The organism is Actinopolymorpha alba DSM 45243, assembly GCF_000373925.1.
In the GTDB taxonomy this organism is placed as follows: Bacteria; Actinomycetota; Actinomycetes; order Propionibacteriales; family Actinopolymorphaceae; genus Actinopolymorpha; species Actinopolymorpha alba.
The window spans coordinates 23,566-42,333 of the sequence record NZ_KB892777.1 but is presented as its reverse complement, the minus strand read 5'-3'; the positions used below and the strand labels follow the sequence as shown (position 1 = coordinate 42,333).

Genomic DNA, 18,768 nt, shown 5'->3' with positions numbered 1-18,768 from the left:
GTGGGGAATGATCACGCAAACGTGATCATTCCCCACGGCGACGCGGGGCGGGGAAGGCAGCCTTACACCACGGCGCCGGTGCCGGAGCGCTGGGCCCGCCGTCGCGCGCTGGCTTCGGGTGCGCGCGAGCGGGTGCGTGGCGGCCCGCTCTTGCTCTTCCTCTGCAGCTCGATCGCGAGCGGCGTCGCGGTGAACGACGAGGAGTACGTACCGACGAAGAGGCCGACCAGCAGTGCGATGGCGAAGTCGGTCAGCGAGTCGCCGCCGAGGATCGCCAGCGCCGCCAGGATGAACATCGCACCCAGGCCGGTGTTGACCGTACGCGGCACAGTTTGCAGGATCGCGGTGTTGGCGTTCTGGGCGAACGGCGCCTTGGGGTGGGCTGCCCACAGCTCACGCACCCGGTCGAACACCACCACCGTGTCGTTGACCGAGAGCCCGACGACCGTGAGCGCCGCGGCGAGGAAAACCCCGTCGATCGGCTTGCCCAGCCAGGCGAACAGCCCGGTGACCACGACGATGTCGTGGAACATCGCGAGTACGGCGGCGACGCCGAACGTCCAGCGGAACCGGATCGCGAGATACGCCATCTGGACGAGGAGCGCGACGACGAGCGCGATGAGGGCGTTGGTCCGGAGTTCGCTACCCAGGCTTGGCCCGATCAGCTCGTCGCGTTCCTTGGTGACCTTGCCGCCCACCTCGGCGAGCGCGCGCTCGATGGTCACGGCCTCGTCGGTGGTGAGCTCGCTGGTCCGCACCGAGAGGTTGTCATCCCCCGAGCGTTGGACGACGGCCCGCGGGAAGCCGGCATCCGCGACCGCTTCCCGAGCTGTGTCGACGTCGACGGTCTTGCTGGTGGAGTACTCGATCAGCCGGCCACCGGTGAACTCCACGCCCCAGTTGAGGCCGCGGGTGACGATGCCGGCCATCGCCACGACGACCACCAAGGCGGTGATGGCCAGCCACAGCCGGCCGCGCTTCATCAGGTCGGGGTTGCGTTCGACGAGCCACGACCGGACCCGCCCGATCGAGCCGAGCCCGGTGAGGCCGGGACGCTTGCGGACGAAGGTCCGGCGTACCGCCCAGTCGGTGAAGAGCCGCGCCACGATCAACGCCGAAACCATGGAGGCGAGGACACCGATCGACAGCGTGACACCGAACCCTCGGACCGGCCCGGACGCGAGGAAGAACAGCAGCCCGGCCGCGAGCAGGGTCGTCACGTTGGAGTCGAGGATGGCCGACCAGGCTCCGGAGTAGCCGCGGGTCAGAGCGGGCGAGAGGCCCTTCTTCTGGGCCGCGGCGTACTCCTCCCGGGCGCGTTCGAAGACCAGCACGTTCGCGTCGATCGCCATACCGATGGCGAGGACGAAGCCGGCGAGGCCGGGCAGGGTGAGCGTCGCTCCGAGCGCGACGAGGATGGCGTACGAGATCAGCGCGTAGCACGCGAGCGCGATCGTCGCGAGCGCGCCCATCAGGCGATAGACGACGATGATGAAGAGCCCGGTGAGGATGAGGCCGATGAGTCCGGCCTTCACGCTCGCCTCGATCGCGTCGGCGCCGAGGGTCGGGCCGACCGTCCGCTGCTCGATCACCTCGACCGGCACCGGAAGCGCGCCGCCCTTGATCAGCACCGCGAGTTCCTGGGCCGACTCCTGGGTGAAGTCGCCGGTGATCGTGGTGGTGCCACCGCTGATCCCGACGTTGCAGGCGACGCTCGGGTCGACCTGTGGTGACGAGATCGCCTTGCCGTCGAGGACGATGGCGATCCGCCTGGTCGGGTCACCCGGCTGCGCGCAGGCGGCTTTGCCGGTCAGTTGGGCCCAGGCACTGCCGCCCGCGCGGTTGAAGTCGACGTTGACGAACCAGCCGAGCCCCTGCTGCGGGTCGGTCATCCCGGCGGCGTCGGAGACGCCTTCGCCGGTCAGCGCGGAGGGCCCGAGGCGGAGTGGCTGCCCGCTCTCGTCGGGGATGATCTGCTGGCCCTTCTCCGGCTTGTCGTTCGGCTGGGCGATTCCGACGACCGGGTGGAAGGCCAGTTGCGCGGTCCGGCCGATCACCTCCTCGGCCTCGCGCGGGTCCTGGACGCCGGGTAGTTCGACGATGATCCGGCGTTCACCTGAGCGGGTGAGGCTGGGCTCGGAGACGCCCAGGGCGTCGACCCGGCGGCTGAGGACCTCCTTGGCGCGGTCGGTGGACTCAGCGGTGGCCTTGGTGGTGGGGCTGTCCTTGGTCTCCAGGACGATCTGCGTGCCGCCACGAAGGTCGAGTCCGAGGCGGGCGGGCGTACTTATCGCGAAATAGAGGGCGGCGGCGAGGATGCCGAACGTTATGACGGCGCGGACGACGGGCGCGCGGGACACGATGCCTCCGGCGAGGTCTCGAGGAAAGAGGACAGGGCTCTCGGCCTGGACCCTGCCGGGTGGGCGGGGCGGTCAGGCCTGAAGAGCGACCGGAGGAGCGCGGACGGCGGGGACGCCGGTGGGGACCGACTCGGTGCCGCGGGTGTCAGTGTGCGGAAGGGGCGGGCCGCCAGCGGCCGCCCGGGTCGGCGACGGTGCGTGGACGAGCACCCCCACAGCAGGGCCCGGGTGGGAGGGGACGGTCCGCCGGATCGCCGTGGGCGTACGACCGGAATCGGGGGCGGCGGTCGGAGCCTCCGGTAGCGGAGTGGTGGCCGCCGTGACCCGTGGTTGCCGGCGCGGAAGCGCCGTCGCGACCCGCCCGGGCGCGTTCGTCGTACGCAGACGTGACTCATGCCCACCGGACGCCGAGAACTGCGCGCTCGCGGCGACCGCGACCCGGAAGCCGCTGGAAAGCAGGGGGGCCGCCGCACCGGGCTGGACAAGGCCGACCACGACACCGAGCAGGACCCCGACGACGGCTACGGCAGGTCGGCGGAGGAGGTCCCGCGGTGCGCGGGTGGCTACCACGGCGGGTCCTCCCGGGCTCGCGTCGGCAAAAGTCCGCTCAGTGTAACGCCGGTCGTCCGGCGCTGCCGGGCGTCGCATCCGCCGTCCATTCGCGCCATCGTGGAAGGAGGGCCGGTCGCGGCGCCGCGGCCGGGCCCGGAGGATGCAGGAGAGAAGGCGATCGTATGGCACAGGCACATATGGTGAGGTTTCGCCGGGTCTATGAGGAATCGTCCAACCGGGACGGCACGCGGGTTCTCGTGGATCGGATCTGGCCGCGCGGGCTCACGAAGGAGGCCGCCGCGCTCGACACGTGGGAGAAGGACGTCGCACCGTCGACGGAGCTACGCAAGTGGTACGGCCATCAGCCGGAGAAGTTCGAGGAGTTCCGGCGCCGCTACACCGACGAGTTGGGCGCGCCCGAACGCGTCGCCGCCCTGGACCGGCTGCGTACCCTCGCGGCGAAGGCCCCGGTGACGCTGCTGACCGCGACCAAGGACGTCGAGCACAGCGAGGCGGCGGTACTCGCGGAGCGCCTGAGCCACCAGCGAAGGTCGTGAACCGGCGCCGCACCCGCGAGGCTGCTAGGTCCGCCGCGGCTGACGGCGGTTGTTGGACGACCGCCAGGACGGGTATGAGGCTGGGCACCGCGCGACGATCCGCTGGCACCGGATCGGTGCGAGGTACTGAGTGCGAGGTACTGACGGGAAACCGGTCGGTCGGCGTGGCCGCGAGGGACGGCAGGTGCTGGTGTGCGGACCCTCCATCCGAGCTACTTCGCGTTGGTGATGGCGACCTGCATCATCTCGGTGAACCTGCACCAGCTTGGCCTGCTACCGCTGTCTCTCCTCCTGCTGTGGATCGCGGCGGCGTCGTACGTCGTTCTCATCGTGCTCAGCCTCTGGCGCCTGGTCAGTTACCCCGCGGTGATGGCGGAGGATCTGCGCGACCCCCAGCGTGGGTTCGGGTTCTTCACCTTCGTCGCTGGCACCAACGTGCTGGGCACGCGGCTCCTGCTGGACGGCCACGAACTGGCGGCGATCGCCCTTCTCGTCCTCGGCGGGCTCGCGTGGATCGGGCTCGGCTACGGCGTACCCGCGGCCGTCCTCGCCGGCCACCGCGACAAACCGGCGGTTGAGGGGGCGAACGGCACGTGGTTCATCGGGGTGGTGGCCGCCCAGTCCGTCGCCGTCCTCGCAGCCACACTCGAACCCTTGGCACCGTCCTGGATGGACGGGCTCGCCCTGCTGGCCGTCTTCGCCTGGTCAGTCGGCGGGTGCCTCTATGCCGCCATGGCGAGCATTGTGGTCATCCGGCTGATGATCCACCCGCCGCGCCCAGAGGAGGTCGCCCCGCCGTACTGGGTGGCCATGGGCGCCACCGCCATCACGGTTGTCGGGGGAACGCGGATCGTCGAAATGACCGGATCGCCAGGCGCCGGCGAGCTCGTGGGCACCCGGATTGCCGGTTTCGTGGTGGGCGTCGCCGTCGTTTTCTGGGCCTTCGGGACCTGCCTCATCCCCGCCCTGCTCGTGGCCGGCTGGTGGCGGCACGTGACCCGCCGGGTCCCGCTCCGCTACGAACCCGGGTGGTGGAGCATCGTCTTCCCGCTCGGCATGTACGCCGCCTCGGCCCACGACCTCGGCCTGGTCACGGGGTTTCCGTTCCTGTCGGCCATCGCGACCGTCGTGACCTGGCCGGCGTTCCTCGTCTGGGTGGTGGTGTTCGTCGCGATGCTCGTTCGGCTGGGCCGCGGGTTCCGTCCGCCGCGACGTACCAGCGAGCCCGCGTAAGCCCACGCGCCGGCCGGCCATAGGACCACCGGACCACGGGACCCGATCGACCGGCGCCGCCGTGCCGGGTGGCACGATCGAGGGGCGTCAGCGAGACCCGCTGGCCGGTTGACCAGGAGGGCTTCGCGGACATGGAGACCGATGCGGGACGGGTGTCGGAGCTGTTCGACCCGGCATCCTGGAAGCCGGTGGACGGGTTCGAGTTCACCGACATCACCTACCACCGCGCGGTCGACCAGGGGACGGCGCGGATCGCGTTCAACCGTCCCGAGGTACGCAACGCCTTCCGCCCCCACACCGTTGACGAGCTCTACCGCGCGCTCGACCACGCGCGGATGACGCCGGATGTCGGGTGCGTACTCCTGACCGGCAACGGCCCGTCGCCCAAGGACGGCGGCTGGGCGTTCTGTTCGGGCGGCGACCAGCGCATCCGCGGCCGGGCCGGATATCAGTACGCCGAGGGCGAGACGGCGGAAAGCGTCGACGCGGCGAAACTGGCTCGCCTGCACATTCTCGAATGCCAGCGGCTGATCCGGTTCATGCCGAAGGTCGTCATCTGTGTCGTGCCCGGGTGGGCGGCCGGTGGTGGGCACAGCCTCCACGTGGTCTCTGACCTGACGCTCGCGAGCCGGGAGCACGCGCGCTTCAAGCAGACCGACGCTGACGTGGCGAGTTTCGACGGCGGATTCGGCTCGGCCTATCTCGCCCGCCAGGTCGGGCAGAAGTTCGCCCGCGAGATCTTCTTCCTGGGGCGGGAGTACTCCGCGGACGAGGCGCACCAGATGGGCATGGTGAATGCGGTGGTTCCGCACGCCGAACTCGAACGCGTCGCGCTGCAGTGGGCGCGGGAGATCAACGGCAAGAGCCCGACCGCCCTGCGGATGTTGAAGTACGCGTTCAACCTCATCGACGACGGACTGGTCGGGCAGCAGATGTTCGCGGGCGAGGCGACCAGACTGGCCTACATGACCGATGAGGCAGCGGAGGGGCGTGACTCGTTCCTCGAGAAGCGCGATCCCGACTGGTCGCGTTTCCCCTTCTACTACTGACTTCTCGGTGCCCGGGGGTCGCACGAATACGAGCCTCGCCATTGAGCAACTCTCGATCCAGATCAAGATCATTGTGGAGAAGTGGCCCACGTTCTGCGCGAAGCATGGGTCACTTCTCCGAAAATGATCTTACTGCGGCGGCAGGTTGCCTCACGGGTTGAACTGTTGGCGGCCTGCTTCATGATCAACTTGCAGAAAACGCCTAGAACTCGCGTGGAGCGTGGGCGATTCCTGCAAGTTGATCATGGTCCGGTTCTAATCCCGAGTTGTCATAGGAATGTCGGCTAAGAGACCGAGAAACCTATGACAACTGGGCAAGCTAAGGCGCGCCGCTGCGGCCACGCGGCCCCCTGCGGTTCAAGCGCGCGGAATCGCGGGGAGCTGACGGCCCGTCCTGGTTACGCTGAACGGCAGGAGGTTGGGGGAGCGCCGCGGCATGATCCGGGGCGTGACCTCCTGCGGTAGGGGGTCGCCGCGTGCCAGAAACCGCCGGTGTCCTGGAACGCTCGGGTTCTGCCATTCATTACTGGTTCGCGGGGCCGCGGCGCGGGCCGCTGCTCGCCTTCACTCACGGCACCTGCATGGATCACCGGATGTTCGAGCCGCAGCTGCGGCCGGTCTGGGGGGCGGGTTATCGCACGGTGCGCTGGGATGTCCGCGGCCACGGGCGTTCCAAACCGATCGGCAAGCTTCCCTTGACAGTTGGCGACATCGCTGACGATCTGCTTGCGTTGTTGGACAATCTCGTCGCCGGCAGCCAGTTTTTCCTGGTGGGACAGTCATTGGGCGGGCACGTCGCGCAGGAACTCACCTTCCGGCACCCAGAACGCGTCGCCGGCCTGGCCCTGATCGGCTGCACCTGCCGCACACTTCAAGCCGCGCCGTGGCGGGCATGGGCGAGGAAGCTGCCGCCACGTGTCGCCCGCCTGCGATCGACCAGCCACCTTCGTCACCGGGTGGCAAGGTCGGCCGCGATCGTCCCCGACGTGCAGACGTACGCCTTCGAGGCGGCGGAGCGGCTCAGCAGGTCGGAGCTACTCGCCGTGCGGCGTGCCGCGGCCGGCGCCGCCCACCCCAAGCCCGGTTATCGGATCGAGCAGCCGCTCCTGCTCACGCACGGGGAGTACGACCGGACTCCTGGGGTCGCCAAGGAGGCTCCGGCTTGGGCGGACCGGGATCCGCGTTGTAGATACGAAGTGATCCCGCGCGCGGGTCACCTCGCCCACCAGGACAACCCGACGGCGTTCAACCGCGTTCTGCTGGAGTTCCTCACCGAGCACTACCGGCTTCCGCGCCCTGTCCGCTGAAGAGATCGCGCGGACCGGGGCGCAGCGGGCGAGCGACCGTCAACGGCGGTGCGAGCGTGCCCAGACCCGCAGGGCGTTCTGGCCGGTGAGTACGGCGGTCTCGGCCGGACCTGTCGTGGCATCGGCGCTGGACGCGCTTCTGGCGACGGAGTCCTTCCGCCGGGGCATCCGCAGCCGCGCCCGCACCTCGTGCACGCCGTCGGCGTACCTGATCATCGTGGCGAGCCCCGCTCGGGCGAACACGCGTTCCGTGCCGGCCTGCTGGCTGAGGCTCACCGCGACGATCTCGTCGACGCCCTCGGTCCGCCCGCGGTTGACCAGGGTGCGGAGGAGAAGCGTGCCCACCCCGCGGCGCTGCCAGCCGTCCTCGACGAGCAGGCCGATCTCGGAACGGGACCCCTTCGCCCGGCCGGCATCCCTCGAACCCTCCTGGTCGTACGGCAGGCACTGCGCCATCCCGATGAGCTCACCGGAGTCGGCAAAGGCCAGGACTGAGAAACCCGTGCTGGGTGCGGCCAGTCGGCGAAGCCACTCGGCGGGCAGGCGTTCCTCCGTCGACATGAACCGCAGCTGGCGGGTGTCGGCGCTGCAGCGTTCGAGGAGGTCCGCGACGTGCCCGACGTCGGAGTCGCGGCCGGCGCGGATGCGGAGCTCGGTGCCGTCGGGCAGGATCGCCCGGCTGTCGGCGAAGGCTCGGCGGCGTTCCATGGTCGCGATGACCGCGACGAACCGGGCGACGCGGGCCCGCTCGATCAGCGTGAACGGCGCCCAGGCCCGCCGGATCACCACGAACCCGCCATGTCCCGGCGCGGGTACGACCAACTGGTGGGGAGTCTCGTCAGGGCAGTGGCCGCAGAACTCGGCGCTGTCACCGCCCAGCAGCTGGCAGAGCAGGGAGGGCAGCGCGGAGGGGTCCGCCACGAGCTGGGCGGCAAGCCGCAGGGCGTGACTCGGACCGTCCACAAGCTCCTGCGCTCGGGCGCGGCGGACGCGTACCTCGTCGTCGCTGGCGCTGGTGTCGACCGCCTCGGCGAGGGCCGCGCGGAGTTCGTCGCTGGTGAGCGTGGCCGGCACGTCGACGAAGAGGTCGTCGTGCACATGCGCGGTGTCGCAGCCGTGGACGTCGATGCCGACGACGTTGCCGCCGACCCGGCTGAGTCTGGTCGCAAGCTGGGCGAGCGTTCCTGGAATGTCGCGGACCCGGGTCCGGACCTGCCACAGCGTCATCGATGATCCCCCCTGATGCTGGAACGGCGTGTCGCGGCGCCGGCCGGAACGCCTGTGCGTACTCCAGTCCCGACGCTGCCTCACGACCGTCTCCTGCCGGTGTTTCGGTGCGGCAAGGTCGGTGTTGCGGCGATGAAAAACCCGCACTCCCACAACTCCCACGCGCCTTGCGGGCCAGGACGGGAGGGCGGTCAACCCCGGCCGGGTCTGGCCGGGGGCTGGTGCGAGGAGGTCGCCTTCGCCAGGCTGGGGCGGTGATCGAGACGGCAGGCAATCCGACGGCGATCAGCGAGGTCGACGCCTGGGAAGTCCTGGACTCACGTGGCCGGCCGACCGTCGCCTGCGCGGTCCGGCTCCAGGGCGGCGCCTGCGGTGTCGCCGCGGTCCCGTCCGGCGCCTCGGTGGGTGCGGGTGAGGCGGTCGAGCTTCGCGACGGAGGACCGCGGTACGCCGGCCGCGGCGTACTCCGCGCCGTCGAGAACGCCCGGACCGTCCTGGCCTCCGCCGTCAGGGGTATCCCAGCCGAGGAGCAAGCTCAGGTTGACGCGGCGCTGCGGGCAGCCGATAGTACGCGGGACCTGTCCCGGCTCGGGGCGAACGCCGTCCTCGCCATCTCCGTGGCCGCGGCACTCGCTGCCGCCGACGCCACCGGCGTACCCCTCCACGTCCACGCGGCGCAGCGGTCACCCAGCCCTCCACTCCTGCCGCTGCCCATGGTCAACATCGTGTCGGGCGGCGCACACGCCGGCGGCGCGATCGACATCCAGGACGTCCTGGTCGTGCCGCTCTCGGCGCAGAGCTTCGCCGGCGCGCTGGAGCTGGCTGTCCGGGTGCGCGCGGCGACCGTCGAGGTAGCGGAAGCGGACGGCCGGTCCGCGACGCTGGTGGCCGACGAGGGCGGCCTCGGACTGGCGCTGCCGACCAACCGGTCCACCCTGGAGCTGGTGTGCCGCGGTATGGAGCGCGCCGGCCTGCGTCCCGGCGAGGACGCGGCGCTCGCGATCGACGTGGCGGCGACGCAGATCTACAAGGACGGGAGGTACGCCCTGGCGGCGGAAGGCCGCGAGCTGGACGCGGACGAATGGGTTGGCGAGCTGGCCGACTGGGCGCGGGACCTCCCGCTGGTGTCGATCGAGGACCCCTGCGCCGAGAACGACTGGGCTGGCTGGGCCCGCGCGAGCACCGCCCTCAGCGGCGTTCAGCTCCTCGGCGACGACCTTTTCGTCACCTCCCCGGATCTGCTCGCGGAAGGCATCGCCCGCGGTGTCGGGAACGCGATCCTCGTCAAGCCCAACCAGAACGGCACCCTGACGGGTGCGCGCGACGTCGTCCACCGGGCCCAGGCCGCGGGGTACGCGAGCGTCGTGTCAGCGCGTTCGGGTGAGACGGAAGACTCCTGGCTGGCAGACCTCGCCGTCGGCTGGCGGGCAGGGCAGATCAAGGTGGGCTCGACGATGCGGTCAGAGCGGACCGCGAAGTGGAACCGCCTGTTGCGGATCGAGCGGGAGCTCGCTGGGCAGGCGGAGTACGCCGGTCGCTCGGCGCTGGCCGGGCGTACCCCCGGACTCGTGGATGGCCCGGTCGCCGGGCGGGGAGAGGGCTGATGCGGGCAGCGCGGATGTACGGGCGGCGGGACCTTCGGGTCGTGGACCTTCCCGAACTGGGAACCCCGCCGCCGGGATGGGTACGCCTGCGCGTCGACGCGTGCGGGATCTGCGGCACTGACCTCGAGGTCTACCTCAACGCGCCCGAATCCGCGGAGCCGCCGCTCGCCGGCGACCGCGGTCCGCTCACCATGGGGCACGAAGCGGTGGGCGTCGTCGTCGAAGCTGGCGACGGAGTGGACCTCGCGGTGGGACAGCGGGTCGCGGTGGAAGGGCATCTGTTCTGCGGCGAATGCTTCTGGTGCCGGCGCGGCGACTATGCGCTGTGCGTGTCTCTGCGTTCGACCGGGCAGGGAGCCGACGGCGGGCTCGCCGAGGAGATGCTGGCGCCGGCCCGGATCTGTCTGCCGTACGCCGACTCGCTGGCGGCGGACGTGGCGGCGCTCGCCGAGCCGACCTCGGTGGCGGTGCGCGCGGTGCGGCGGGCCCGACTCGACGGTGCTGGAGGAAAAGAGCGCGGTGCGACCGTCGCCGTCGTGGGTGGCGGCACGATCGGCCTGCTCGTCGCGCAGGTCGCCCGGCTCGCGGGCGCGGCCCGGATCGCGGTCGTCGAGCCGGTGCCTGCCAGGCGGGCGTTGGCCGAGCGGCTCGGTGCCGACCTCGCGGTGGCGCCTGACCAGGCGCGGGAGGCGCTGGCCGACTTCTCCGGAGGGGTCGGGGCTGATGTGGTCTTCGAGGCTGGCGGCAAACCCGCGGCGGTGCGCGGTGCCGTCGAGTGGACGCGGAAGGGCGGGCGTACGGTCCTCCTCGGCGTCACCGGCGGAGTGCTGGAGCTGGAGTTGCTGTCGTTCCTGCTCAGCGAGAAGGAACTGGTGGCGTCGCTGTCACACACGTACGACGTGGACTTCCCGCGCGCGCTTCGGCTGCTCGAGACGGGCCAGGTCGACGGGCGCGCCCTCATCACCGACCGGATCGAGCTGGACCAGGTGGTGACCCACGGGTTCGACGCGCTGCTCGCCGAGCCCGCCGCGCACCTCAAGGTGCTGGTCCTGCCCAACGGCACGCCCCCAGCAGCTGGCTAGGCCGTGTTGCTAAAGGCGCTGTGAGCCAGTGGAGGGTGGTGGCGAAGCAGAGGCCGGCGTGGTAGTTGCGGGCGATTTTGTCTGAACGCATGGCGATGCCGCGCCATTGCTTGAGCTTGTTGAAGCAGCGTTCGACGACGTTGCGGCGATCGGCCGGTCCCGCGGCGGGCTGACGACCAAGAACCATCTGGTCTGCGACGGGTTTATCGGTCGGTTTCTCAACAAGGCCAAGGCTCCGCCCTGTCAGTCAGCCTGGGCGGATCGTGTTATTCCAGAAGGGACGATGCAGTCGTTGCATGGGGCGCAGCGCTGTTCATGTCAGTGGGTGCGATGTCGTCGGGTCGAGCGCGGTACCGCCATGGCGGCGGAGGTAGGCCAGGACGGCGCGGACGCGGCGGTGGCCGCTGTCGCCGGCCGACAGGCCGAGTTTGAGGAAGACATTGCCGATGTGCTTGTGGACCGCGTTGTCTGTGACGACGAGCCGTTGGGCGATGGCCGCGTTGTCGTGGCCCTCGGCCATCAGCGCGAGGACCTCGCGCTCCCGTGCGGTCAGGGCATCGACGGGATCGCCGCGTGCGGCGAGGAGTTGGGTGATGACCTCGGGATCCATGGCGGTGCCGCCGCCGGCCACACGGCGCAGTGCGTCGGTGAACTCTGCGACGCGGCTCACCCGGTCTTTGAGTAAATATCCGATGCCGCCCCGGGCATCGGCGAGGAGGCGGCCCGCATATTCCTGCTCCACGTACTGCGACAGGACCAGGACGGGAAGTCCGGGATGGTCGCGGCGGGCCTGAACTGCGGCTCGGATGCCCTCGTCACGGAAGGTCGGGGGCAGCCGCACGTCCACGATGGTGACGTCCGGCCGGAGGGTCTCGACGGCGGTGAGGAATCCGGGGGCGTCGACAGCGGTCGCGACGACCTCGAAGCCCCGGGAGTTGAGCAGGAGCTCGAGCCCGGATGACAGCAGGACGTTGTCCTCGGTGATCACTACTCGCACGGCAGCTCCACGGTGATGACGGTCGGCCCGCCCGGCGGGCTGCTGATCTTCATGGTGCCGTCCAGAGCGGCGGCGCGGCGGCGCATTCCGTCCAGGCCGGACCCTCGGGCGGCATCCGCTCCGCCGGTCCCGTTGTCGGCGATCTCCGCGCGGAGCAGTGCGCCGTTGCGGGTGACGCGAACCGAAGCATTGGTGGCCCGGCTGTGTCGGGCGATGTTCGCCAGTGCCTCGGTGACGGCGAAGTAGGCGACCGCTTCAACCGCTGCGGGGATCTCACCGAGCGGGCCGATGTCGATGCGGGTCGGCACCCCGGCCCTGGTGGCCAGGGCGCTGAGCGCGCCGGAGAGGCCCTGGTCAGCCAGCACCGGGGGATAGATAGTGCGGATGACGGAGCGCAACTCGGTCATCGCGTCCTCGGTCTCGGCGTGGGCCTGCCGTACCAGAACGGCGGCCGCGTCGGGGTCGTCGGAGAGGCTTTCGCCGGCCACGGCGAGCCGCACCGCGATGGCCACGAGCCGGGCCTGGGTGCCGTCGTGCAGGTCTCGTTCAATCCGGCGGAGTTCCGCACCGTGCGCCTGCAAGACGTCTGTACGTGTCCGGGTGAGTTCGGTGACGCGTTCGACCAGTTGCTCCGCGGGCGATGTCGCCAGGACCGCGAGGCAGCACCGGGCGTGCGCTCGGGCGAGCAGCGGGAGGGTGATGGCGGCCAGTGCCGCCAGGGACACGAGATTCACCAGGCCGAGCGACAACGCGGTGCCCCAGTCGGTGATGCGAACGCTGATCACTGGCAGCCACGGCGCCGTGGGAAAGGCCCACCAGAACACCGTGATGACGGGAGTGAGAAACAGGCTGCCCAGGAAAAGCAGGGCAAGGGCGCCCGCCGGCAGACCGGTGACCACCTGCGTCACGAGCCACGCAAGGTTGCGGAGGGCGGCGCGCGGACGCGGCTCGATCGGCCGTCCCAGCAGCGCTCCGGCGCGCTGGCGATGCTGCTCCGCCCAGGGCTGCGCCAGCGACGGAATGCACAGCAGGGGCGCCGCGACGAGCGTTACGGTCGCGGCCACCAGGGTGCCCAGCAGGTAACGCCCGCTGCGCCACGTCTTGAGCCCCCATGCGCGGGCCGCGCCGAGTACGCCGAGCACTTGCTTCGCTTTCCCTCTGTCGTACAGGAGAATTGTGGGAGGCCCACTGATTCACCTTAGGTACCAGGCAGACCCTGCGGCACTACAGGTAGCTGTACCCTTCGTTCGGGAGCCTGAGGTAGCGACCCGCAATATTGCGCTTACCTAGCGTGGGGGCATGAGATCCACCACCCCGGCCTCCGCGCCGCACCACCCGAACACCCCCCTATCCGGCCGGCCCGCACAACGGCAGCACCGCCGCATCGTCAAACGGTGGCTGGCCACCGCTGCGGCCGCCCTCGTCACTGCCGGCGCGGCCGTTGCCATCCCGTTGACAGCCGATGCGCACGACGCGACCACGCCCGGATACGGGCAAGACGACCTGCGCCGGGACATCGACGCCATCCAGGCGCTGGGGGTTACTGGCGTTCAGGCACGGGTCACCACCGGCACCGGCCGGGACCTGGTCGCCACCAGCGGCGTCGCCGAGGCGGGCACGGACCGTCCGGTGCCCCGCAACGGCTACTTCCGGATAGCGAGCACCGGCAAGGCGCTTGTGGCCACCGTGGTCCTGCAGCTGGTCGACGAGGGCAAGCTGGCGCTCGACGACACAGTGGACCGCTGGCTGCCCGGCTTGGTGGACGGCAACGGCAACGATGGACGCCGCATCACCATCCGCCAACTCCTCCAGCACACCAGCGGCATCCACGACGACGATCTCCCCGGCTACACCACCCCGCAGGAGTACTACGAGCGCCGGTACGACACCTACACACCCCAGCAGATCGTCGCACGGGCGATGAGGCACCACCCGGACTTCCCACCCGGCACGGGGTGGGGCTACTCCAACACCGGCTACGTCCTCCTCGACATGATCATCGAGAAGATCACAGATCGCCCATGGCACCGGGAGGTCGAGGATCGGATCCTGAAACCGCTCGGCATGGACCACACCTACCTGCCGGGCAGCACCCCCACACTCCGCCGTCCACACGCCAAGGGCTACCAGGTCTTCCCCTCCGGCGAACGGGTCGACGTCACCAAGGTGATCCTCCCCGACCCCGGCAGCTACGTCTCCACCACTGCGGATGTCAACCGCTTCTTCCAGGCCCTGCTCGGCGGCGAGCTGCTGCCCGAGGCACGGCTGGCCGAGATGCAGGAGACCGTCCCGGTCAACGAGGAGACCCAGGTGTTCTGGCCACACGGACGCTACGGCCTCGGCCTGGCCAAGCGGCCCCTGTCCTGCGGCGGCAGCTACTGGAGCCACGAAGGAGGCGATGGCGGCTACATCACCCTGAACGGCGCCACCGACGACGGCAGCCGCACCGTCACCGTCTCCATGTCCACCGCCCTAAACGACTCGCCCGACAACGCGCTCCGACAAGAGCAAGCCGCCAGTAACCTCGTCGACCACGCGCTATGCGACACCCCCGGCAACGGGCAGGACACGTAACGGCCTTTCCCAGCATTCGGGCATGGCCGACGGCAGACGGTGTCGTCGGCGAGTGGAACGAGGCGAAGGTCACCGGCGAGGTCCGCAGCCGCTCCAGCTCCGAGACCCCCTTACCGTCCGGCACCAGCAGCAACCCCGTCAGTGCCCCGCGCATCCCGTCCGGGACGGCTTAGGTGTTGCGGGCAGGGACGAGCTCTGGCAGAGCGCGGTCGAGCAAGCTCAGGTAGTGGCTGAGCTGAGTGGCCGCGTCGAGCATGGCAAGACCCTGCGCGGTGAGCTTTCGTTGCCAATCATCCAGGGCACTGGACAGCGTGTCGGTGCCGCCAGCCGTTCGGATCTGTTGGACCACGGTGGATATGTGGTCGAGCGGGTAGCCCCCGCGTCTGAGCAGGTGAGCGAGCTCAGCGTCGCGGACATCGCTTGCGTGGAAGATGCGGTATCCGGTGGCGGGGTCTCGTGCGGGGGCGAGGATGCCGGCACTCTCCCAGTTGCGCAGGGTCGCAGGAGTAACCCGGAGTTGGTGTGCGAGTTCGCCGATGGTTCGGGTCTCGGTGTCTTCCGGCAGGTCAGAGGTGGCGTCAGACTCCGCCGTCAGGTGATCTACCGCTTTCCTCACCGCATCGAGGGTGTCCCGGTCGCGGAGCAGCTGGCTGTGGCCACGGTCGATGACCATCAGGGCGTCGTCGAGTCGGCCGTCGTGGAGTGCGTTCATGATCTGGCCGCCGGCTGAGTGCCGGTAGGCCGCGATGAGCGCGAGATAGGCGCGGAGCGCTGCCGCGTGCACCTCGGTGTAGATCCGGTAACCGCTCTGTGTGCGCACGGCGGGTGGGATGCATCCATCCCGCTCGTAGTTGCGGACCGCCTGGGTCGAGATGCCGTGCTCGCGGGCGAGGTCAGCTGGTCGGGAGGTTGCCACCGCTTTGAGACCTTACCCCATGGCTGAGCGAGTCAGAGCCGACAAAGTCTCAACCGATCTTTCAACGTTACGATTGAGNGACATGACCCAGGACATTCGAGACTTCGTAACCCCGTCATGTGACCTGTTGGCGCTCGGTGAGCCGACACACCTGGAACCAGCCTTCGCGCGGGTCCGCAACGAACTGTTCGTTCAGCTGGTTGACCACGGCTTCCGGTCGATCGCCCTCGAGACCGATCGCGTGGCCGCGCTGACAGTGAACGACTTCGTCCAGGAGGGAGTGGGCAGCCTCGACTCGGCGATGAGTGAAGGCTTCTCGCACGGCTTCGGAGACCTGGACGCCAACCGGTACCTGATTGCCTGGATGCGCGACTACAACGAGAGCCGCCCTCCAGAAGACCGTTTGGCGTTCCACGGCTTCGACGCGTCCACGGAGACGATGAGCGCACCCAGCCCGCGGCGCTACCTCGAACGCGCCCGCGACTACCTGGGGCTCGATCTCGACCTCGCGAGCCTCGTCGGCGATGACGAACGGTGGAGCCGCACGGAAGCGGTCATGGACCCAGCCATGTCGCCCGGTGCCACGCCGCAGGCCGAGCGACTGCGATCGATCGCCGACGACATGCTCACCGTGCTCCACACGCGCGCACCGGAACTGATCGCGACGACCTCACGCGCCGAGTGGTTCCGAGCCAAGACACACCTCACCGCCGGCCTTGGTCTGCTGCGCTACCACAAGCAGTCGGCACAGCACCTCGAACAAAACGCACGGTGGACCCGCATGTGTGCCACCAGGGATGCGCTCATGGCCCAGAACCTCCTCGACATCCGAGATGTCGAAGCCCAACGGGGGCCGACACTGGTCTTCGCCCACAACGTCCACCTACAACGGAATCAGAGCCACATGCGCATGGGGGACATGGACCTCACCTGGTTCTCCGCCGGCGCCATCGTGGCTTCCCTGGTCGGCAAGCGGTACACCTTCGTCGCCAGCAGCCTGGGCCGAAGCGAAACTATCGGGCTTCGAGAGCCCGAAGCGGATACCTACGAGGGCTTCCTGCAGCGCCGCACCACCACCTGGGGCCTGACGACGGGCACCACGGTCACGTCAGCCCGCACGCGCACAGACGCCACCCCACAGCAGGGCTACTTCCCTCTCGACCACGCGACCCTCGACGCCGCTGATGCGATCCTGCACATCAGCGACGGCAGGGCTACCGTCGGGCCCTCCTACGGCTAGGAACCCAGGTAGGCCAGCACAGCCATCACCCGGCGGTGGTCTGACTCCGACGGGGCCAGCCCGAGCTTGGCGAAGATGTTGCCCACGTGCTTCTCGACCGCGCCCTCGCTCACCACGAGGCGTTGGGAGATCGCGGTGTTGGTACGCCCCTCCGCCATCAGCCCCAGCACCTCCCGCTCTCGTGGGGTCAGCGCGCCGAGCGGATCCCGCCGGTTGACCAGGAGCTGCGAGACAACCTCGGAGTCGAGCACGGTGCCGCCCCCGGCGACCCGGTTGAGGCCGTCCAGGAACTCCTCGACGTCCACCACCCGGTCCTTCAGCAGGTAGCCGACCGCGCCGGTCTTGTCGGCGAGCAGGTCGCTTGCGTACGACCCCTCGACGTACTGCGACAGCACCAGCACGGGCGCCCCCGGCACCCGCCGGCGGGCCTCGATCGCGGCGCGGAGTCCCTCGTCGGTGTGCGTCGGCGGCATGCGGACGTCCACGATGGAGACGTCCGGCCGGTGGGTGGAGACGGCCTCCACGAGCGACGGACCGTCGCCCACGGCGGCCACGACCGTGTGGCCGGCCTCGTCCAGCAGCCGCGCGAGCCCCTCCCGCAGGAGAACCGAGTCCTCGGCGATCACGATCCGCATGGCGTTACCTTTCGCTGAGGACCCGCGGGGGTTTCGGGGGTCGTCCCCCGGGTGGGCATAGCGGGGGTTCCGGGCGTCGTCCCCAGGGCCAACACTGCGGCGATCACGATCCGCATGGCAGCTCCGCCATCAGGATGGTCGGCCCGCCGACCGGACTCGAGACCGCGAACTGCCCACCGGTCGCGCGTACCCGATCCGCCAACCCGGCCAGGCCGTGCCCCTTGGCGGTGTGGGCGCCGCCGATGCCGTTGTCGCTGACGATCACCCGCGCCAGGGTCTGCTCGCCTCGGGTCTCCTGGCTGACGTCCACCGAACACTGGGTCGCACCGCTGTGCTTGGCGACGTTCGTGAGTGCCTCGGCGACGAGGAAGTATGCCGCGTTCTCGACCACGGCCGGGAAGCGTACGCCGTCCGCGATGTCGACGTTCAGATCGACCGGGACCATGGACCGTCCGGCGACCGCCGCGAGCGCGGCTCGCAGGCCCCGGTCGGCAAGGATGGGCGGCGCGATACCCCGGGAGAGGGCGCGGAGTTCGTCGAGGGTCTCGCGGGTCTGCGCGATCGCCTCGGCCAGCATGGGTTGGACGGCATTGGGGTCCTTCGTCAGCCGGCGCTGGGCGGAGGACAGATCCATCGCGAGGCGTACCAACCGCTGCTGTGGTCCGTCATGGATGTCCCGCTCCAGCCGGCGCAGCGCGGAGGCCTCCGCCGAGACCGCAGCGTCCCGGCTCTCGGTCAGGTCCGACACCTGGCCGTGCAGCTCAGTGACCCGGTCGCTGGTGAGCATGAACCGCGCGAGGCTGGTGTTGAGGCCGGCGGTGGCCTTCACCACGGCGGGGAGGGTGAGGGCGAAGACCGCCCCAACCGCTGTCTGGACGATTAGCTCCGCCTGGTAGCTGTCACCGAGGCCGAGGAGTCCTGCCAGTTGCTGGTCGCCGGGGTCGCGGGGTATCGCCCACAGCCAGGTGAACGTCAGTAGCCCGCCGAGGGCCGCGGCCCACCAGGTCACCGTGAAGACGAAACCGACCAGCGCGGGAATGAACCCGAGTACGCCGTGCCCCCAGTCCGCCCAGCACTGGCCCTGCCGGATGGGTGCGATGGCCCGGCCGAACCACGTCTTGCCCGGCCGGCCGCGATACACCGGTCGTCGGGCCGGCCAGCCCTGCGCGTTCGACAGCCGGATCCGGTCGATGTAGGCAAATCCTCTGGCGACCCGCAGCGCCGTCGCGAGGATGGGGAGTCCGATCACCGTCACGGCGGTCGCGATGCCGAGCAGGAACATCGGGAGCAGGACGACAAAGCGGGCGATGGCGATGGGCAGCTCCGTCAGCACGTACCCCGAACGGGCCCCGAGGCGGCCGAAGAAGCCCCGCCTGGCGGCTGCGGCGGTGGCGACGGTACTCGTCATGTCAGGGACAGTACGGGCGGGAGGACT

The 18,768-nt window shown here is 69.8% G+C and carries 16 protein-coding genes and 1 pseudogene; 8 read left to right on the top strand and 9 right to left on the bottom strand.

The window, feature by feature from the left end:
• Nucleotides 1–62: 62 nt before the first annotated feature.
• Complete coding sequence (gene secD, locus B141_RS0126310) at nucleotides 63–2,360, bottom strand: protein translocase subunit SecD (protein WP_020578179.1); 2,298 nt, start codon at nucleotides 2,358–2,360, stop codon at nucleotides 63–65.
• A 72-nt stretch (nucleotides 2,361–2,432) separates the two neighbouring features.
• A complete protein-coding gene (locus tag B141_RS0126305) occupies nucleotides 2,433–2,930 on the bottom strand; it encodes a hypothetical protein (protein WP_026257594.1) in 498 nt (165 codons plus the stop codon).
• 164 nt (nucleotides 2,931–3,094) lie between these two features.
• Between B141_RS0126305 and B141_RS0126300 the strand changes: the two genes are divergently transcribed.
• From B141_RS0126300 to B141_RS42840, 4 genes are all read left to right on the top strand, one after another.
• Nucleotides 3,095–3,469: a DUF488 domain-containing protein gene (locus tag B141_RS0126300; protein WP_202805924.1), complete on the top strand. Its 375-nt coding sequence runs from the start codon at nucleotides 3,095–3,097 to the stop codon at nucleotides 3,467–3,469.
• A gap of 192 nt (nucleotides 3,470–3,661) precedes the next feature.
• Nucleotides 3,662–4,702, top strand: coding sequence for a tellurite resistance/C4-dicarboxylate transporter family protein (locus B141_RS0126295; protein WP_020578177.1), 1,041 nt, complete (start codon nucleotides 3,662–3,664; stop codon nucleotides 4,700–4,702).
• Nucleotides 4,703–4,833: 131 nt separating this feature from the next.
• Nucleotides 4,834–5,751 (top strand): 1,4-dihydroxy-2-naphthoyl-CoA synthase, encoded by a 918-nt coding sequence (locus B141_RS0126290; RefSeq protein WP_020578176.1) that lies wholly within the window; start codon nucleotides 4,834–4,836, stop codon nucleotides 5,749–5,751.
• A 476-nt stretch (nucleotides 5,752–6,227) separates the two neighbouring features.
• Nucleotides 6,228–7,058 carry an alpha/beta fold hydrolase gene (locus B141_RS42840; protein WP_202805923.1) on the top strand — a complete coding sequence of 277 codons (831 nt, stop codon included), beginning with the start codon at nucleotides 6,228–6,230 and terminating at the stop codon, nucleotides 7,056–7,058.
• 39 nt (nucleotides 7,059–7,097) lie between these two features.
• Here B141_RS42840 and B141_RS0126280 read toward each other — a convergent pair whose 3' ends face one another.
• The gene (locus tag B141_RS0126280) at nucleotides 7,098–8,285 is read right to left on the bottom strand and encodes a GNAT family N-acetyltransferase (protein WP_020578174.1); all 1,188 of its coding nucleotides are present in this window, start codon (nucleotides 8,283–8,285) and stop codon (nucleotides 7,098–7,100) included.
• A 254-nt stretch (nucleotides 8,286–8,539) separates the two neighbouring features.
• On the opposite strand from B141_RS0126280, the gene eno reads away from it, so the two are divergent.
• Both eno and B141_RS0126270 read left to right on the top strand, forming a co-directional pair.
• The gene (gene eno, locus B141_RS0126275) at nucleotides 8,540–9,889 is read left to right on the top strand and encodes a phosphopyruvate hydratase (RefSeq protein WP_020578173.1); all 1,350 of its coding nucleotides are present in this window, start codon (nucleotides 8,540–8,542) and stop codon (nucleotides 9,887–9,889) included.
• The gene (locus tag B141_RS0126270; RefSeq protein ID WP_020578172.1) at nucleotides 9,889–10,971 is read left to right on the top strand and encodes an alcohol dehydrogenase catalytic domain-containing protein; all 1,083 of its coding nucleotides are present in this window, start codon (nucleotides 9,889–9,891) and stop codon (nucleotides 10,969–10,971) included. Before eno ends, B141_RS0126270 begins: the two co-directional genes overlap by 1 nt.
• On the opposite strand, the pseudogene B141_RS51700 reads toward B141_RS0126270, so the two are convergent.
• The 3 genes and pseudogenes from B141_RS51700 to B141_RS0126260 all read right to left on the bottom strand — a co-directional run.
• Nucleotides 10,925–11,116, bottom strand: a pseudogene (locus B141_RS51700) (hypothetical protein); the annotation flags it as partial. The gene B141_RS0126270 and the pseudogene B141_RS51700 sit on opposite strands and share 47 nt — an antisense overlap.
• 168 nt (nucleotides 11,117–11,284) lie before the next feature.
• Nucleotides 11,285–11,968, bottom strand: a complete 684-nt coding sequence (locus B141_RS42835; RefSeq protein ID WP_051114189.1) for a response regulator — start codon at nucleotides 11,966–11,968, stop codon at nucleotides 11,285–11,287.
• Nucleotides 11,959–13,110, bottom strand: a complete 1,152-nt coding sequence (locus B141_RS0126260; RefSeq protein ID WP_020578170.1) for a sensor histidine kinase — start codon at nucleotides 13,108–13,110, stop codon at nucleotides 11,959–11,961. The genes B141_RS42835 and B141_RS0126260 overlap by 10 nt, the downstream gene beginning before the upstream one ends.
• A 157-nt stretch (nucleotides 13,111–13,267) precedes the next feature.
• Here B141_RS0126260 and B141_RS0126255 point away from each other — a divergent pair, with 157 nt between their 5' ends.
• On the top strand, nucleotides 13,268–14,542 hold the full coding sequence (locus B141_RS0126255) for a serine hydrolase domain-containing protein (RefSeq protein WP_020578169.1): 1,275 nt from the start codon (nucleotides 13,268–13,270) through the stop codon (nucleotides 14,540–14,542).
• Nucleotides 14,543–14,711: 169 nt separating this feature from the next.
• Here B141_RS0126255 and B141_RS0126250 read toward each other — a convergent pair whose 3' ends face one another.
• Nucleotides 14,712–15,458 carry a TioE family transcriptional regulator gene (locus B141_RS0126250; protein ID WP_020578168.1) on the bottom strand — a complete coding sequence of 249 codons (747 nt, stop codon included), beginning with the start codon at nucleotides 15,456–15,458 and terminating at the stop codon, nucleotides 14,712–14,714.
• A gap of 82 nt (nucleotides 15,459–15,540) precedes the next feature.
• On the opposite strand from B141_RS0126250, the gene B141_RS0126245 reads away from it, so the two are divergent.
• Entirely contained in the window at nucleotides 15,541–16,698 is a 1,158-nt protein-coding gene (locus tag B141_RS0126245; RefSeq protein ID WP_020578167.1) for an erythromycin esterase family protein, read from the top strand.
• Here B141_RS0126245 and B141_RS0126240 read toward each other — a convergent pair.
• Both B141_RS0126240 and B141_RS0126235 read right to left on the bottom strand, forming a co-directional pair.
• Nucleotides 16,695–17,333, bottom strand: coding sequence for a response regulator transcription factor (locus B141_RS0126240; RefSeq protein WP_020578166.1), 639 nt, complete (start codon nucleotides 17,331–17,333; stop codon nucleotides 16,695–16,697). The genes B141_RS0126245 and B141_RS0126240 overlap by 4 nt on opposite strands.
• Before the next feature lie 103 nt (nucleotides 17,334–17,436).
• A complete protein-coding gene (locus B141_RS0126235) occupies nucleotides 17,437–18,741 on the bottom strand; it encodes a sensor histidine kinase (RefSeq protein ID WP_020578165.1) in 1,305 nt (434 codons plus the stop codon).
• Nucleotides 18,742–18,768 lie beyond the last annotated feature (27 nt).

Excerpts from the sequence above, each read along its gene's own strand:
- B141_RS0126300 (WP_202805924.1), top strand. The coding sequence starts at position 3,095 with ATGGCACAGGCACATATGGTGAGGTTTCGCCGGGTCTATGAGGAATCG.
- B141_RS0126270 (WP_020578172.1), top strand. The coding sequence starts at position 9,889 with ATGCGGGCAGCGCGGATGTACGGGCGGCGGGACCTTCGGGTCGTGGAC.
- B141_RS0126245 (WP_020578167.1), top strand. The coding sequence starts at position 15,541 with ATGACCCAGGACATTCGAGACTTCGTAACCCCGTCATGTGACCTGTTG.
- B141_RS0126240 (WP_020578166.1), bottom strand. The coding sequence starts at position 17,333 with ATGCGGATCGTGATCGCCGAGGACTCGGTTCTCCTGCGGGAGGGGCTC.
- B141_RS0126290 (WP_020578176.1), top strand. The coding sequence starts at position 4,834 with ATGGAGACCGATGCGGGACGGGTGTCGGAGCTGTTCGACCCGGCATCC.
- B141_RS0126280 (WP_020578174.1), bottom strand. The coding sequence starts at position 8,285 with ATGACGCTGTGGCAGGTCCGGACCCGGGTCCGCGACATTCCAGGAACG.
- B141_RS0126235 (WP_020578165.1), bottom strand. The coding sequence starts at position 18,741 with ATGACGAGTACCGTCGCCACCGCCGCAGCCGCCAGGCGGGGCTTCTTC.
- B141_RS0126255 (WP_020578169.1), top strand. The coding sequence starts at position 13,268 with ATGAGATCCACCACCCCGGCCTCCGCGCCGCACCACCCGAACACCCCC.